12 protein-coding genes and 1 tRNA gene are annotated in these 15,717 nt (G+C 50.6%); 3 read left to right on the top strand and 10 right to left on the bottom strand.

Annotated elements, in window-relative coordinates; translation table 11 throughout:
* Positions 1-976: 976 nt before the first annotated feature.
* The 5 genes from G9C99_RS18370 to G9C99_RS00315 all read right to left on the bottom strand — a co-directional run bounded on the left by G9C99_RS18370 (position 977) and on the right by G9C99_RS00315 (position 6,837).
* Positions 977-3,874, bottom strand: coding sequence for an SEC-C metal-binding domain-containing protein (locus tag G9C99_RS18370; RefSeq protein WP_231703933.1), 2,898 nt, complete (start codon positions 3,872-3,874; stop codon positions 977-979).
* A 391-nt stretch (positions 3,875-4,265) separates the two neighbouring features.
* On the bottom strand, positions 4,266-4,490 hold the full coding sequence (locus G9C99_RS00300; RefSeq protein WP_166415467.1) for a hypothetical protein: 225 nt from the start codon (positions 4,488-4,490) through the stop codon (positions 4,266-4,268).
* Positions 4,483-5,511 (bottom strand): hypothetical protein, encoded by a 1,029-nt coding sequence (locus G9C99_RS00305; RefSeq protein ID WP_205859805.1) that lies wholly within the window; start codon positions 5,509-5,511, stop codon positions 4,483-4,485. Before G9C99_RS00305 ends, G9C99_RS00300 begins: the two co-directional genes overlap by 8 nt.
* Positions 5,512-5,759: 248 nt before the next feature.
* Positions 5,760-5,834, bottom strand: a tRNA-Asn gene (locus tag G9C99_RS00310).
* Between the two features lie 82 nt (positions 5,835-5,916).
* Positions 5,917-6,837, bottom strand: a complete 921-nt coding sequence (locus G9C99_RS00315; protein ID WP_166415469.1) for an MBL fold metallo-hydrolase — start codon at positions 6,835-6,837, stop codon at positions 5,917-5,919.
* Positions 6,838-6,879: 42 nt separating this feature from the next.
* Between G9C99_RS00315 and G9C99_RS00320 the strand changes: the two genes are divergently transcribed.
* Positions 6,880-8,214 carry an ATP-binding protein gene (locus tag G9C99_RS00320; RefSeq protein ID WP_166415470.1) on the top strand — a complete coding sequence of 445 codons (1,335 nt, stop codon included), beginning with the start codon at positions 6,880-6,882 and terminating at the stop codon, positions 8,212-8,214.
* Positions 8,215-8,238: 24 nt separating this feature from the next.
* Positions 8,239-8,973 carry a helix-turn-helix transcriptional regulator gene (locus tag G9C99_RS00325; protein ID WP_166415471.1) on the top strand — a complete coding sequence of 245 codons (735 nt, stop codon included), beginning with the start codon at positions 8,239-8,241 and terminating at the stop codon, positions 8,971-8,973.
* Positions 8,974-9,221: 248 nt separating this feature from the next.
* On the opposite strand, the gene G9C99_RS00330 is transcribed toward G9C99_RS00325, so the two are convergent.
* The 5 genes from G9C99_RS00330 to G9C99_RS00350 form a co-directional block, all read right to left on the bottom strand.
* On the bottom strand, positions 9,222-9,872 hold the full coding sequence (locus G9C99_RS00330) for an SDR family NAD(P)-dependent oxidoreductase (RefSeq protein WP_166415472.1): 651 nt from the start codon (positions 9,870-9,872) through the stop codon (positions 9,222-9,224).
* 91 nt (positions 9,873-9,963) lie between these two features.
* Positions 9,964-11,415 carry an amidophosphoribosyltransferase gene (gene purF / locus G9C99_RS00335; protein WP_166416262.1) on the bottom strand — a complete coding sequence of 484 codons (1,452 nt, stop codon included), beginning with the start codon at positions 11,413-11,415 and terminating at the stop codon, positions 9,964-9,966.
* A 167-nt stretch (positions 11,416-11,582) separates the two neighbouring features.
* Positions 11,583-12,137 (bottom strand): CvpA family protein, encoded by a 555-nt coding sequence (locus G9C99_RS00340; protein ID WP_166415473.1) that lies wholly within the window; start codon positions 12,135-12,137, stop codon positions 11,583-11,585.
* Positions 12,138-12,158: 21 nt separating this feature from the next.
* A complete protein-coding gene (gene radA / locus G9C99_RS00345) occupies positions 12,159-13,526 on the bottom strand; it encodes a DNA repair protein RadA (protein ID WP_166415474.1) in 1,368 nt (455 codons plus the stop codon).
* Positions 13,527-13,542: 16 nt separating this feature from the next.
* On the bottom strand, positions 13,543-13,977 hold the full coding sequence (locus tag G9C99_RS00350; protein ID WP_166415475.1) for a paraquat-inducible protein A: 435 nt from the start codon (positions 13,975-13,977) through the stop codon (positions 13,543-13,545).
* A gap of 242 nt (positions 13,978-14,219) precedes the next feature.
* Between G9C99_RS00350 and G9C99_RS00355 the strand changes: the two genes are divergently transcribed.
* Positions 14,220-15,716 carry a diguanylate cyclase gene (locus tag G9C99_RS00355; protein WP_166415476.1) on the top strand — a complete coding sequence of 499 codons (1,497 nt, stop codon included), beginning with the start codon at positions 14,220-14,222 and terminating at the stop codon, positions 15,714-15,716.
* Position 15,717: the final 1 nt, after the last annotated feature.

Genomic DNA, 15,717 nt, shown 5'->3' on the forward strand with positions numbered 1-15,717 from the left:
ACTATCTTCAAGCACGAACCCGCTTTCATCGATACCCAAACCTAAAGGGTAGGCCCGAGTTGGTTTTACCGTCAGCTTCGATCCCGTGTCGTTCGTAATGTCTAGGTACTCGGTTGGATCGCATGTCACCACTGAACCACTTGTGGCCCAACGTTGCACAGTGGTTTGAACGATCGAGCGTGACGCGTCATGCTTCATCGTGAGGTAGCGAGACGTGTGCGCGAACGGAACATAGAACCTGTTGTCGTCTGCACCGCAATCGAACAGTGCCTTTAGTGAATCGGTCGAATTGGAGGTATCTACGTGAATTCCGTCACCTCCGGATCGTAGGCCCATATGCTTTAAGACTAGCCAAATCTTGAGCAGATGTCCTGCGGTACCATAGAGTTGAGACAGCGAACGTCGCAATGTCGATTGGTCAATATACATCTTCTGTCCGCTTCAATCACAACAATTTCTGAATTGGTAGTAAGTTACTCGGTGGTTGGAGGAGTGGCAAGTTTCGGAAGCTCGAAAATGTTCTACTTCCATAGGGTTATCGAGCAGCTGTGTGGGAGAATTTCCGTGTTAAAAAAAGACCTCGCCCGCGTTGCAAAAACGAAAAAATGCGAACCCGAAGGTTCGCCCATTTTTCTTAACTATCAAGTAGTTAATTGGCTCCAGCGGTAGGGGCGTAAGCCTCAGGCCAGGATCCTTTGATTTCTTAGAAGTTTTCGCAACCGACTTCGGCGATGACTCCGCATGTGCACCAAGAAGTGCCACAAAGTGGAGTCCTGTGCAATGGATGAAGAACTCAACTTTTGAGATGCTAACGATTGCAGTAGTAGGATTTCGTTTTGTCGCTAAAACTACTGGGAATGTGAGGAATTGGCCCTTTGGCGTTCCTTTCCACTCGAGCCCTATTTGTGGTTCGCGTGCTTTTCCCTTCACCTTGGTCGATCCAGTAGGGACTCAGGGAGGGTCGGAGTCGAGACGGTTATCGACCGTGGCATTGCTTGAATTTCTTTCCAGACCCACACGGGCAACGCTCATTTCGCCCGACCTTCTTACGGGGTTCGAGGGCGATTGGCGTTCCACGCCGCTCGCTTAAAATCGCTTGCATATGTTCTGGCACGTAAATCTCTCTTTGACGCGGTCCCCCAAACATTCGAACCCGCTCAATTATTTGCTTCTGCTCCAGAAATGCCAATCTTTGCTCTGGCACCATCGCTTTTTCGAATGGTTTGAGCCGTTCTACCTCTTTTGAAGCAGCCTCATGGTCGCCACAGTAAGCCAGCACAACGGCATATAGTGCCCGCGTTTCCAAAACTCTTGAGGACAGGCCAACACCTTGTAAAACAGGAAAAATATTACTCTCGAGTATCTGCCTTGCACCGATGAAATCGTTTATCCACACGAAGTCGTCAACCAAGTCGAGCCCCACCCGCAAAAGCGAGTCGAAAGCATTGGCCAGTTGATAAAATTTCATTGCTTGAATACGGACTGCCGCCGTGTTCGGGCTTTTTCCGCCAGTGGCTTGTGCGAGTAGGTCAAGAGTATCGGCCAGATGCTTTGGAGTGTCGGTGAGATCTCGATCTTGAGGGAGCAACGGGCTCAACTGCGGGGCGTTACGTCCGATTACGTCTGCCGGTGAAATTCCAAGTTCTTCATAATAGTCTTCGGCAAGTTGTGAAGCTGCGGTGCAAGCACCGAGGTTGTCGCCGAGATTGAAGAGAGCAAGCGCCCGATTATACCTGAACACTCGCATATGCTCAGATTTCGCGGGCACGCGTTTCTCGACAATCGCGAGCAATTCTTCGACGCCTTTCGCGTCTCGTTGCATAGACTTGAGGAGCATATTTTTCATCCCCCAAGCCAACCATTCATCCACACCGAGACTGCCTGTTTCAATCAGTGTTTGCATTTCTTCAATGCGATCATGGGCAGGGTCGAAGTTTCCGTCTCTGAGGTCGTTGAATACAAGTCCGTCCAGCGCCCAGAGTCGTGTTCCGGCTTCTTCGCCTACGCTTGCGGCGATGCTAATTAAAAACGGTTCGATCTCGGGCCAGACACCCATCTCGTGGAACAGTTCATTCGTCGCAAACTCCACCAAGACTTTCGCATTCCCGAGCTGCCCAAAAAGGCGGATGAGAAGACCCAGTTTTGCGATGGTCCAGTCTTCACTGATGGACACGATGAGAATTTCAAGAAGGGCGGACTTCGCTTTGCCCTCAAGATTGTTTCCTTGCCCAGCCAACTCCGCCAGACCATGTATGCGAACGGCGTCGTGTATTTTTAGGGCAGAGGCGCCAAATAGCTCAAGCGCACCAGTTCTTGGTAATGTTCGCAGGCGTGCGGAACTCGCCCGGACGTCGAGATCGCAGGTGGCCTGCAGCAGCTTGATGGCCTCATCTCGTGTTAATGCTACGTCTGCCAGGCTCAATATTGCGATCGTTTCACGTGCGTCTTGCGGCAATCCTTCAAATGTTCGCCTAAGGATGATCTCTTGAGCGGTCTCGACCAAGTGAGTCTGTGCTTCGACCTCCTCACAGAAGTTGCGGATTAGTCCACCATACTCCCGGGTTGCGACCGCGGCGGCGTTCAGAACGTAGAAAGGTAACCCACCGGTCAGACGAGCAAGACGCTCACAGTCATTGAAGTTGGCTTGGCAACCTGCGTCGTGAATGGCGATAGCAATCGTATCTTCATCCCAGCCGTGAAGGGTTTCAGCTTGGATGGCGAGCCGTGCTTCCAGATTTGAGACCTCCGAACCTGGCTGACCAAGTAGCAAGAACCGAAAACTGGGGGCTCGATCGACGATAACTTCGATATCCGATGCTGGAACTCTATGTGCATTGTCAATCACGATGTGGGCGTGGAGGCCTTCTTCGCCGAGCTTAACGCTTAGAGCTCCGAGCATGTCGAGACCACTTGCACCGGGAAGTAATATCTCGCCAAGTTTGCCACTCGACCGCCCGAACATCCGGCCAGCGACCTCACGAGTGACCGCCGATGCGAGAGCTGGTCCAGGAGTGTCAACAACGTCAATGTAAGTCACCGGAAGAGGGGCGTGCATGGCCGCTTCGGCCACCCATGCTGTCTTTCCTGCGCCTGAGAGGCCGGAGATGATACGAACCTTTTGATCGCCAAGAAGCATTGGCTCATCAAGTTGTGTTCTGTAATTCGGTGGCGGAGCTGGTAGCTCCTGCATTTGAATGACCAGTTGTTCGAATAACTGTGGCAACTCCTCGCGCGAGAAGCTGTGGTCTTGTCGTGGTGGGGTTCCTGCTGATGCAAACATCATCAAGCTCGCGAGTTTCCAAGTAAGGGTCTCCGGCTTCAACAACGCGAACGGCAGATCGCCCGCGAGCTGGGAACAAGCACTAACTGCCTCCCGAACACTTCGAGGAGGAGAAGGTAAGAAAGCTTCCTCTTGGACCGGACCATCGGGCCAGTGCAATTGAACGTCGTCTGGCCAATCTTTGCTGGAAGTCCTCTCGAACAATGATGCTGATGGTGCAGCGTTGGACGCGATTATGAAGCTGGCAGACCCTTTCCGCTTGTCCTTGGTGTGTTCACTTCTGATTTCTTCGAAACGTTGAAGTGCGCCTTTAATATCGTTGGGGTTCAAGCTCCCGACGCGTGTCTTTACCTGAACGTAGATGCGTCGTCCCGGAAGCACTATCTCTATGTCCTCGTCACGTTCAACGATGACACGTTCCACTTCGTTTGGCCCCGCCATAAGAAGACATATTGCTGCATACAGGTGCTGATAAAAGAAGCCTCGGTGAACTGCTTCAATGCGGATCAGCTGCCGCTCGCTGATGACTGAGTTGTCTTCGCAACTGTCATTATTTTTACTTGTAGATTCTATTTTTTTTGTGTCGGTGGTCAAAACAAATCTCAATGTGAAACAACTTTTTGTGGAGTTGATAAATCGGGTTTCGTTTCAAGGCAAGTTCAACTCTAAGCGTCTCAAGACAGGGAGCTGAACTGGTTGATCGTCACCGAAACGAAACCAGAGGCGGACATAGGTTTGTGGTTCCTGTTTTGTGCGAAAAGGTCTATCTCACAAGCGACGGAAACGGGTCTCTGAGCTGTTTGCAAGCCCCCAAAACTCCAAAAAGGAAATTGGAAGCTTGATTTCTTTTCTAAGGTGATGTCGTTTCCATCACCTTAGGGAGTAAATTTAGGAAGAGGCATACAAAACCTTCGGAGCCCCAAAAAGCTAACGATTTGAGTGGTTGCTTTACATTCTGATGTGGCGAACTCAGCTATGCATTGTCTCATACAATGGCGTTCGCGAGCAGCACATCTGCCTCGTGAATTGCAGCCAGCTTGTCATCCAGCGCGACCTTGGCTGCTTTGAACTGCTTCCAGCGGTAAGCCAGGTTCACATACTCGACGACTTTTTGGTTTTGCTCCCAAACCAAATCGACATCTTCTGAAAGGGCTGCATCGCCTTTTCCCTCGCGGATTTCGTTGAGGATTTTCCGGATATGTTCACCCATGAGCTCGATCAGATCCGTATCGACGGCTTGGGAGCCATTGCGATCCTGAAGCGAGTGAAGAGCCGCGAGGATGAACAAGGGCTTTATTCTTCTGCTCTGTCTTGTCAGTTGCCTCGACGATTTCCAGAATTGAACGTGTCTCAGTTGAGGATTTGCCGTGGTTAGCTGGCACTTTCTGGATAATCGAAAATGCCTCAGTCAAATCTGCTTTTGTCAGCTCTGAAACCGGCCTGTCCCCGATCACATTAACAATCAGTTTTGCAGTGGATTGCAGGTTCGCAAAGGAGTTGCGCTTATAGGATTCACCCTTCGCAGGAACTGCGACTTCGTCGACCTCTTTTCCTGCTTTGCCTTCCAAACGGGTCCCTCCGTATTTTTCGAACGCTTCAGAAAGTTTGATCGTTGCTTTTGCAGAGGCCTTCAGTGCCGGAATTGGGTGGTTTTCTGGTTCAGTGTGTTGAACAACAGCTTCCACAGGAGAGTGTGTCGTCACAGGCTGTGCAGTCATCACAGGGGCGGCGGGGCGCACCGGCTGAGTAAATTGGGCCACCGGTGGCGCTGCTGCTTTGGTCATCATTGCGGTTTGAAAAAAGAGGCTCGGCGCAGAGAAAATCCCCTGATCTCGCTGCGCACGCTCAGTGCTCACATCGAGTAGAACACGAGTTGCTTCATAAGCCAAAGCCATCCAATCGTTGGTATTTTCCGCGATCTGAACACCCAGCCGTCCCGCAGCTGCACGAACAGGCTCGCGCGCAACCTCACGGTTGCCGAGAAACAAGGCTTCTCGCAGGGTTTCCTGCAAAGCCTGCTCACGCTGAACGGCCAGTTGCGCTTCCATACGGCTTCGTTCTGGTGCAATGGCGCGCGCATGGTCCGAAGCTGCGATTTCAAATCGCACCAGTTCGGATAAAACCCGCTCCATTGTTCCCGTTTCCATATTCGCAGCGCCTTTCGCATAGTCGAAGGCAAGGGTGCTGAGCCACGTCAATCGGCGGGCCAACACCTCGGCCTCGTGGACCACTTGGGTCCTCAAGGAAAAAACGAAAAATGGGTTTGAGTGATTTTTTGAAAAAAATTCTGGAAGCCGACGCCGCCAATAGAATGACGAGGTCCGGTGCTCCAAATGCTGGCATGTGTTCGTTCTTCTCAATGCTCCGACTCCCGCAAGCGGTTTGTGTAATCGGTTGTGACAGAGAATGTGCCTAGAACGACAAAAGCGCCCCAAGTTGGAGCGCTTTGTCGTTTATTTCCAACCTCTTATTAGGAAGTTGGCTCCGGCGGTAGGGATCGAACCTACGACCAATTGATTAACAGTCAACTGCTCTACCGCTGAGCTACGCCGGAATACTGCGCGTGGTATAGCCACAGTGAATTGGAACGGCAAGGGGATTTTTCGTGGAAATGATTTTTTTTGTAATGTAGCAATTTATGTTATTTCACGGTGGGTTAGACAGAAGGTGGCTTGCAGAGATAGAGAGCCATCTGATGATACCAGCCCGCGGTGCGTGAGATCTAACAAATGGGCAAATACATTGCGTGCAGCGGCCTTCATGAGAGCCGGATTTATATCTGTGTAAATTGCGCGGGTTAATGTTTCTGTTGTTGCTGCAGCTTTGCGTAATTGATTTAATATTTGTTCTTCACGGCCTAAACGATGGGAAATTAACCAGTTAATTCGCTCGTTTGGCGCGTTAATCGGCGCGCCATGCCCAGGGAAATAAACCGAGTCATTGCGTAGGGAAAGACGCTGACAGGACGCCATAAATTGCGTCAAATCCCCGTCTGGAGGAGAAACAAGTGAACTGGCCCAGCCCATAACATGATCGCCGGTGAATAAAATATCGTCCAAAGCAAAGCATAAGTGATTGCTCAAATGGCCGGGGGTCCATAGGGCTTGTAGGGTCCAGCCATGGCCGTGGACTTCTTCGCCATCAAACAAACAGATGTCTGGTTTGAAATTTGCGTCGACGCCTTCTCCACCAGAGACCAATCCAGAATCACGAAGGTTTTTCATTTCTGACGACATTCCGGCGCTGCTATCACCATAAGCCATAACAGGGGCACCGGTTTCATGGCTCAAATGTGCGGCAAGTGGGGAATGGTCTAAATGGCTATGGGTGACCAATATAGCCTCAACCCGGCGGCCGCGTGTTGCCGCAAGCAATGCGTGCAAATGTGCCATGTCCGCTGGCCCGGGATCGATGATCGCGACAGAACCTTCGCCAACAATGTAAGTATTGGTCCCCCAATATGTCATCGGGGATGGGTTGGGGGCCAATACGCGTGCAATACCCGGAGCGAGATTGTCTAAAATACCAGCGCTGGGTGGTGTTTCTTTGATCGACATTCGTCTCTTTCCGTTTTCGGTTCAGTTGGATACCTTAATGACATGATTTTTAAATGGCTCAAACGATATATGCCAAGAGGATTATACAGCCGTGCGGCGTTGATCCTCATTGTGCCTATTGTGACGATACAGCTTGTGGTGTCGATCGTCTTTATTCAGCGTCATTACGAAGACGTTACCCGGCAAATGACGGGAAATATTTTACTCGAACTTTCTCTGATCCGAGATACGATTGACGGAGCCGAAACAGCAGGACAAGCCCAAGAGGCCGTAGCAGAATTGGCAGACCCGCTGGGGTTAGGGGTTACATTTCCAGTAGAGGGACTGTTGGAAGATCAAATATGGGCATTGGATTTTTCCGGCCGTGCAATGGTTGAAAGGTTACGACAGGATTTACCCGATGTTCAGGGGATAGATCTTTTTTCGAACGATAAATGGGTTGCGATGACAATTTTGACCAAATTCGGCAATGCCAATGTTGAATTTCAAAGGGTCAGAGTTTCGGCATCAAATCCGCACCAGTTGTTGGTCTTAATGATGTTCTTAAGTTTGCTGATGACGATTATCGCTTATCTCTTCCTGCGCAATCAACTGCGCCCGATTACGAGGTTGGCTGCCGCGTCCGAAGCTTTCGGTAAGGGGCATACAGCACGTTATAAACCGCGTGGGGCGACAGAGGTGCGCGCAGCAGGGCGGGCGTTTTTGGATATGCGTAACCGAATTGAAACTCAAATTGAACAACGCACCTTGATGCTGTCCGGAGTAAGCCACGATTTACGAACTCCGCTGACGCGCATAAAACTGGGTTTAAGTCTACTAGAGGACATTGAGGACGTTGCTGATCTTAAGGGTGACGTTCAGGATATGCAGGCCATGATTGATGGGTTCTTGGATTTTGCACGGGGTGGTGCCGAGGAAAAGAATGAACTTACTGATGTTGTTGCGTTGTGCCAGTCCGAAGTGGAAAAAGGGCGGCGCTTTGGGGCAGGAAATGCACGCGACGTCAAGTTGATGCCGATCGAAGGGCAGGTGCAGAATATTCAGTTACGCCCTATAGCCGTCAGCCGCGCTTTGGGGAATCTGATTGCTAACGCTTTGCGATACGGAAACCGAGCAGAGGTAAAAGTTGTTTTCTCTCAGAGTTTTGTGCGCCTGATTGTTGAGGATGATGGACCCGGCATTCCAAAAGAATCACGCGAAGCGGCATTACGCCCGTTTAGTCGGCTAGAACCGGCGCGAAATCAAAACAAAGGTTCAGGCGTAGGGTTGGGGCTTTCGATTGCAATTGATATTGCACATGCGCACGGGGGGCGACTTGAACTCGGAACCAGTGAAGCACTGGGGGGACTCCGCGCTGATCTGGTCCTTGCTATATAAAAAAATCATAGTGCATAATCAGGTATGGATATTGAATTTCAACATTTGCTGATCGATGCGTTGGATCGCTTTAACGGGGAAGATCAAAGTAATTGGGATGTTGCCGTAGAATTGGCCCAACGTTTGGGGGCAAATGCTTTGAACGTGGTTTCTCTCGGAAGAGGCGCAGACGAGGTTAACTGGTTACGCAGCAATATGTCTGAGGACTGGTTGGAACAGTATATGCAGAGGGAATTTTACAGCGTTGATCCTTTGCTGCAAAAAAGAAATCAAACAGCAAACACTACGGTTATTCGCGCCGGCGTATTAGGCCGTGATGTATCGCACGATGAGCGAGATTTAAACTTTGGTATTCGTGATGCCAATTATGAATCCATGTTTAGTTCTGTTTATGGATATGGGGGCGTTCGAGAACGAAAGATGGTTGTGTTCTCAAGTGAGTTTGGCGCTGACGAGCACCTGTCCGCAGGGCATGTGGATAAGTTTCGCATATTGGGGGCCATGATAGCTTCTCATGTTGCGCCACCTGCAGCTGAGAAAAATGCGAAAGATGTATGGGACCGCAACGTGGCCTTATCGCGAAGGGAACGCGATGTGCTTTTGTTGCTTTCTGAGGGGCATAGGAACGATATCATCGCGTTTAAATTAGGGATTGCCGAGGTTACAGTACGTAAACATATTGAAAACACGCGCAAGAAAATGCGCTGCACAACAAGAGAACAAGTGTTGGTGCAGGCTCTCCTTATGGGGTATTTATAGTTCGTTATCGTTTTCGATAGGTTGTTTTGAGCTATTTAGCCTTCTAAACTGGTGATGCTATCGTATTGTTATTTGCACAAATTTATTATGTGCTCCCGCAATCTTTTGACCAACTGATTACACTTGCTTCGCCCGAAATGGCTGTAAGGGTATATGATACGATGGAAATCAGCTGTGAGTGTGTGCGCAGCGTTGTCGGCCTCCGAATTTGATCGGGGGCCGATTTCATTTAAATGAGATTTGGTCGGTTAAAGATCCGCTAGCAACCGTTGTGCTTCTTCATGGGTTGAGGTCAATGGCGTGCGATTTTCCCCGGGGAAGAACCGGGCACGTAGTCCCGTTGGCATTGGTTTTGGTTGGGAGATCACCACACGAGGACCTGTTTTCTCGGTCTCCGCCTGCCAACCTTTGACCAAGGCCATCTGGGCACCCTTGCTGGTGCCATAGCTGCCGAAAAAGCGTTCGCCCATGCGTGTATCGTCAAAGAACCACGCCGTGCCGCCTTCAACTGCGGACAACAATGGTTCGACATAAGAAATCAGACGTTGAGTGGCGATAGTGTTGATGGTGAGGCTCTTGTCAAAATCTTTCTGGGATAGATGGCTTGCTGGTCCCAATGGGGCACCGTGAATAGCCGTATGCACCCATAGGTCAATTTTGCCCCAGCGATCATAGACAGAGCGACATAGGTGCTGCATTGCACCATCATCAGTGATGTCCATCGGCACAAGCGTCGCACTGCCGCCATTGGCTTGGATACGGTCATCCAACTCTTCTAGCGCGCCAGATGTGCGGGCGACGGCAATGATATGATGGGTTGGCGCAAGCGCTTCAGCTAAGGCTGCACCAAGACCACGAGAGGCACCGGTGATAAGGGCGATTTTTGTATTCTGTTCCATGGGGGCTTTTTGTCGCTGATTAATGACAATGACAAGAGGCAGATCGCCTCAGGCGGAAATGAAGACAGCCCCGAAGGGCTGCTATCAAATTTTATTCTGCGGCCTTGAGCTCAAAACCCTTGTTCAACATGTCTGCCGGTCGGACGGGGTATTCGCCCGAGAAACATGCATCGCAATACTGTGGGCTATCGTTGTCACGGCCTTTTTCTTCGCCTGCTGCGCGGTACAACCCATCAAGAGAAATGAATTTAAGGCTATCAACCCCGATAAACTCAGCCATCTCAGCCTCGTTCATACGCGCTGCCAACAGTTTTTCGCGATTGGGCGTATCAACACCGTAAAAACAGGGCCATTCAGTTGGGGGGGATGCAATTCGGAAATGCACTTCGGCAGCACCGGCATCTAGGATCATTTGTTTGATCTTGATGCTGGTTGTTCCGCGCACCACAGAGTCATCAACAAGAATAACCCGTTTGCCCTTGATCAAAGCACGGTTCACATTCAGCTTCAGGCGCACACCCATATTACGGATTTGCTCTGTTGGTTCAATGAATGTACGGCCCATGTATTGATTACGGATGATGCCCATCGCATAGGGAATACCGCTTTCTTGACTAAAGCCGATTGCAGCAGGCGTACCAGAGTCGGGCACAGGGCAAACCAGATCAGCCTCTACCGGTGCTTCACGCGCCAATTCCACGCCGATCTGACGTCGGGTTTCATAAACCGAACGGCCGCCAATGATGCTGTCAGGACGTGAGAAATAGACATGTTCAAATACGCAGAACCGGGATTTGGCTGGGTCAAACGGACGGAAGCTCTCAACGCCTTCATCGGTGATAACGACCATTTCGCCGGGTTCGATTTCGCGAACATAATCAGCGCCGATGATATCGAGCGCACAGGTTTCAGAACTTAGGGCATAACCGTCACCGATTTTGCCAAGCACCAAGGGACGTACACCCAATGGATCGCGTACACCAATCAATTTGGTGCGGGTCATGGCAACAACCGAAAACGCGCCTTCGACACTGCGAAGAGCGTCTTTCATCCGGTCTGGGATGTTTCGTTGATAGCTGCGTGCGATCAAATGGATGATGCATTCAGAATCTGACGAACTTTGAAAGATCGAACCTTGGCCGATCAATTCTTTACGCAAGAGGTCGGCATTGGTGATGTTGCCGTTGTGGGCAATCGCTGCACCACCCATGGCAAATTCGCCAAAGAACGGTTGCACATCGCGGATGGCGGCGTGTTTGGTCCCGGCTGTTGAATACCGCACGTGCCCAATGGATAGGGGGCCGGGCAGGGTCTTCATCAAGCTTTCTTTGGTGAAATTATCGCGAACATAACCAAACCGACGTGCGGAATTAAATCCTTCATCAGGGTCATGTGAAACGATGCCTCCGGCTTCTTGGCCGCGGTGTTGCAGGGCGTGTAGCCCAAGTGCAACGAAGTTTGCTGCATCGTTGACGCCTATAACGCCGAAGACTCCGCATTCTTCTTTTAGCTTGTCATCATCAAACGGGTGGCTGGGGGGCATTTCAAGCATGTTGAGGTGGCTCCGAATCCCATGGCTTTGGTTTGGCCCTCTCTTAAGGTGTCTGAGAGCATCTGTCATCAAACTATCACAAAGGAAATATGATTTCCTTGTGAGAACGAATTACGCACAAAAGAAAACGGCCCGCATTTGCGAGCCGTTTGATCGGTTTAGCCTTCACAGCTGCCGATAAAATCGTTGAACCGCGATTGGACCCAACCCGGTACATCTGATGGTACCTGATCAGACACACGGTCTTGCATTCGCGCAAACACCTGAACGGTACGGCTATCGTCAACCATTGGGAAACCATCATCGGTGACCGCAAAATCATAGGCCATAAGACCAACAACCACCAAAAGAACACCACGTGCGACGCCAAAAAGAAAACCAAGTCCCTGATCAAGCCCACCTAAAACCGAACGCTGAACGAGGCTGGCGAACAACGGAGTGAAAATTGACATCACAATCAGGCCGATAACCATCACCAATGAAAAGGATGCAAGAAGCGACAGTTCGCATTGGTCTGCAACGAATTCGCCCACAACCGGGATCGCATTTACGATTGGGCGCATTTGATCTGCAAACAGATATGCCAGAACTGCGGCGGCGCCCCAGCCCCCAATGGCCAAGACTTCGCGAACCAATCCGCGCGAATAGGCGAGTAGGGCCGAAATAATAATAACTGCGGCTACAATGCCGTCTAAAAGCGTAAAGCCATCCATGCCAATCTCCGTCCGGGCTGATTATCCAGCACCAAAAATGTCCCCTACAAACGCGGTCAGGTCTGCCATTTGCTGCATTTTCATGCCTGACTGCGTTCCAGTCTTACTTCGCGTAGGCGCGATTGCGCCAGAGAAACCAAGTTTTTGCGCTTCTTTCAACCTGTTTTCGGTCTGACTGACCGGTCTAAGCGCCCCCGAGAGGCTAATTTCGCCAAAAACAACAGTATCAGGCGGCAAAGCAGCATCTTCTCGCGCAGAAAGAATTGCAGCGGCGACGGCCAGATCTGCGGCAGGTTCAGTGATTTTCATCCCACCTGCCACATTTAGGTACACATCAAGCCCTGCAAAGGGAATGCCACAGCGTGCCTCAAGAACCGCGAGAATCATCGACAGCCGACCTCCATCCCATCCGACAACCGTGCGCTTTGGTTGGGAATGAGGTGAAGGCGCGACCAGCGCTTGAAATTCACAAAGGACAGGGCGGGTGCCCTCAATCCCTGCAAAGACAACAGAGCCCGGCGCGGGTTTATCACGTTCAGACAAAAACAATGCAGACGGATTGGTGACCTGCTGCAATCCTTCGCCGGTCATTTCGAAAACGCCAATTTCGTCAGAAGGACCAAACCGGTTTTTAACCGCACGTAAGATACGGAACTGGTGACCGCGCTCACCTTCGAAGTAAAGAACGGTATCAACCATGTGTTCCACCACGCGCGGCCCGGCGATCTGGCCGTCTTTGGTCACGTGCCCAACAAGGATCACGGCCATTCCATTGCGTTTGGCAAACGTCGTCAATTCATGTGCCGCGGCGCGCACTTGGCTGACTGATCCGGGGGCGGATCCAACATTATCGGCCCACATGGTTTGCACGGAATCAATGATCGCAATGTCAGGCTGTTCTTTTTCCAACGCCGTGAGGATGTCACGCAGGTTGGTTTCTGTGCCTAACTGAACAGGGGCTTGGGTCAAGCCCAGGCGCTGCGCGCGCATGCGAACTTGCGCGCTGGCTTCTTCGCCTGAGATATAGACAGCTTTTAGACCTGCATTCGCAAAGCTCGCAGCGGCCTGTAGCAACAGTGTTGATTTCCCGATGCCGGGATCACCCCCGACCAAAATGGCAGAAGCCGGAACCAACCCACCGCCCAAGACGCGGTCCAATTCGTTCATACCAGAATGAGTGCGCGGAGGCGGGGCCTCAGAGGTGGACAGGTCTGACAGTGGCACAGCTTTGCCACGGACGGCCCCCAGTGATTTGGTTGCAGGGCCCGTCGAAAGCGGCGCTTCTTCTACGATTGTGTTCCATTCGCCGCAATCGTCGCAGCGACCAGACCATTTTTTGTGCTGCGTTCCACAGGCACTGCAATGAAAAGATGTAATAGGTTTTGCCATAGCGCTTTGTCGCGCGTTACCGCTTGGCCGTCAAATAGCTAATCACGATTGAGGCCAAAATCGCGCCTGAAAACAAATATAGCCCCCAAGCGGTTTCAATCGTGGCGTATCCCACTCCTTTGATGATCACAACATATAGCGCGATGAGAAACACGTCAGCCATCGCGAGTTTGCCCAGAAACTCCAACACGGGCAAAACTTTGCGACGCAACAGACCAAAATGAATGAGCGCTAGCCCTATTGTTTTTAGGTAAGGGGCGAAAATGGCTAAAAACGTAACCAATAACGCAAGTGCAATGTCCGTGTCCCATAGGCTTTGCAATCCGGTAACAACACTCACTTCGTTGAGGCCGAAAAGTGGAAGCAAACCCGCCCGCAATAAGGGTGCAAACCATGCAATGGGAAATAGGATTAAGAGCGCAAGATTACTTATTTTTAAAGCAGTTTTCATCGAAATAGACAGCCTGTGTAATGTGTTTTCTTGTTGGAAAAGGTGATTGATTTCTACTCAAATTCAAGGGGGAGTAACAGGAAATGTAAGTCAGTATTGTGGTCTTTGTTTTGTTTGAGGAATGAGCAGGCTGTAAACCTAGAAAAAAGTTAAGCAAAACTTTAATTTCTTAGCATTGACGCGTTTAGGTTTCGGTAAATCTCTTTTGAGACGTTGCAAGAGGGTAATAAAATGGTGACGTGATGGCCGCTACGAAATCAAAAACAAAGACACTTACCAAATGGGATGAGGACGTCGCAGAGACAGATTTAACAATGGATGTTCTAAACTCGATGGAGCAAGGCATTCTCGTTTGGTCTGATGGCGGCGTATGCCGCATGCACAACCAGCGCATTTTATCCATGCTAGAGCTGTCCCCTGAAGCCATTTACCCAGGCATTACGCGTACCGAGTTTTTGGAGGCAGCCGCCGCACGTGGGGAATTAGACAAAGAAGCCGTAGAGACCGCGCAAGCGCGTTTTGCAAGACGCGCCCCGTTTTCTTTTGATCGGAAAATGCCATCTGGACGTACAGTGACCACCAATGCCCGCCCTCTACGTGGTGGTGGTTTTGTCGTGACGTTTAGCGATGTCAGCGAAACACGGCGAAATGCAGACGACCTAGCCAAAGCCAAGGCAAAAGCAGAAGCCGCGGAACTTAAAGCGTTAAAAACCCTCGCGGCTGAGCAGGCTTGGCGGAACGAGGCGCGGCTTCTGTCTGATCTGGATGAATGGCTTCAGTGTTGCAAATCGTTGAGCGAGTTATTTGAAATTCTCGGTTCCTTCATGACAAAGTTGCTGCCTGAGACAGAAGGAGAGCTATATATATATTCTAATTCTCGCGATGTTTTGGATGGCGCGTGCGCTTGGTCTGGATCGCAGATGCATGATCATATCCTACCCGACAGTTGTTGGGCGTTAAGGCGGGGGCGACATTATCACTACAACGCTCAGGAAGTTTCGTTCTCCTGTGATCACGTAAAAGAACAGAGCGGGGTACAAGATGTTGAAAACTACCTATGTATTCCGATTATTGCCCACGGTGATACGGTTGGGTTAATGCATGTGAGGTTTAGTTCTGAAACTTCGGCTAACATGAATGAATCTGCACGTCGGTTTGCATTGCAATGTGGGGAGCATATCAGCTTAGCGATTGCGAACGTGCGCTTACGCGATGAACTTCATGATCAGTCGACCCGCGATCCTTTAACTGGGCTCTATAATAGGCGTTTTTTCCTTGAGGCTTTGCGCAACGAACTCTCCATGGCTGAACGACGTAAGCAAAAGGTTGGTATTTTGTCGTTTGATGCTGATAAGTTTAAGGCCTTTAACGACAATCATGGGCATGACGCAGGTGATATGGTGTTGCGCGCAATCGGAGAAAAGTTGAACGAGCTCTTTTGCAATGGTCAAATTCCATGTCGCTTTGGTGGTGAAGAATTTACGGTACTTTTACCTGGCACTGATCTTGAGCAGGCGAAAGTGGCTGGCGAGGCGCTACGAGCAGCTGTTGAAGAGGTGAAAATCAGATACGGGTCGGGGTTGTTGCCACGAGTGACGATTTCAGTCGGAGTATCGTCTTACCCAGAACACGGTATTTTACCACAAGATCTGTTAAACGCAGCCGACGGGGCATTATACGCCGCCAAAGATGCCGGGCGGAACTGCGTGCGCGTGGCCTCTAATTCTCACGAAGAATAGT

The organism is Cochlodiniinecator piscidefendens, from assembly GCF_011326755.1.
In the GTDB taxonomy this organism is placed as follows: domain Bacteria; phylum Pseudomonadota; class Alphaproteobacteria; order Rhodobacterales; family Rhodobacteraceae; genus Cochlodiniinecator; species Cochlodiniinecator piscidefendens.

Excerpts from the sequence above, each read along its gene's own strand:
- purF (WP_166416262.1), bottom strand. The coding sequence starts at position 11,415 with ATGCCCCCCAGCCACCCGTTTGATGATGACAAGCTAAAAGAAGAATGC.
- G9C99_RS00300 (WP_166415467.1), bottom strand. The coding sequence starts at position 4,490 with ATGGGTGAACATATCCGGAAAATCCTCAACGAAATCCGCGAGGGAAAA.
- radA (WP_166415474.1), bottom strand. The coding sequence starts at position 13,526 with ATGGCAAAACCTATTACATCTTTTCATTGCAGTGCCTGTGGAACGCAG.
- G9C99_RS00340 (WP_166415473.1), bottom strand. The coding sequence starts at position 12,137 with ATGGATGGCTTTACGCTTTTAGACGGCATTGTAGCCGCAGTTATTATT.
- G9C99_RS00350 (WP_166415475.1), bottom strand. The coding sequence starts at position 13,977 with ATGAAAACTGCTTTAAAAATAAGTAATCTTGCGCTCTTAATCCTATTT.
- G9C99_RS00320 (WP_166415470.1), top strand. The coding sequence starts at position 6,880 with ATGATTTTTAAATGGCTCAAACGATATATGCCAAGAGGATTATACAGC.
- G9C99_RS00330 (WP_166415472.1), bottom strand. The coding sequence starts at position 9,872 with ATGGAACAGAATACAAAAATCGCCCTTATCACCGGTGCCTCTCGTGGT.
- G9C99_RS00315 (WP_166415469.1), bottom strand. The coding sequence starts at position 6,837 with ATGTCGATCAAAGAAACACCACCCAGCGCTGGTATTTTAGACAATCTC.
- G9C99_RS00325 (WP_166415471.1), top strand. The coding sequence starts at position 8,239 with ATGGATATTGAATTTCAACATTTGCTGATCGATGCGTTGGATCGCTTT.
- G9C99_RS00355 (WP_166415476.1), top strand. The coding sequence starts at position 14,220 with ATGGCCGCTACGAAATCAAAAACAAAGACACTTACCAAATGGGATGAG.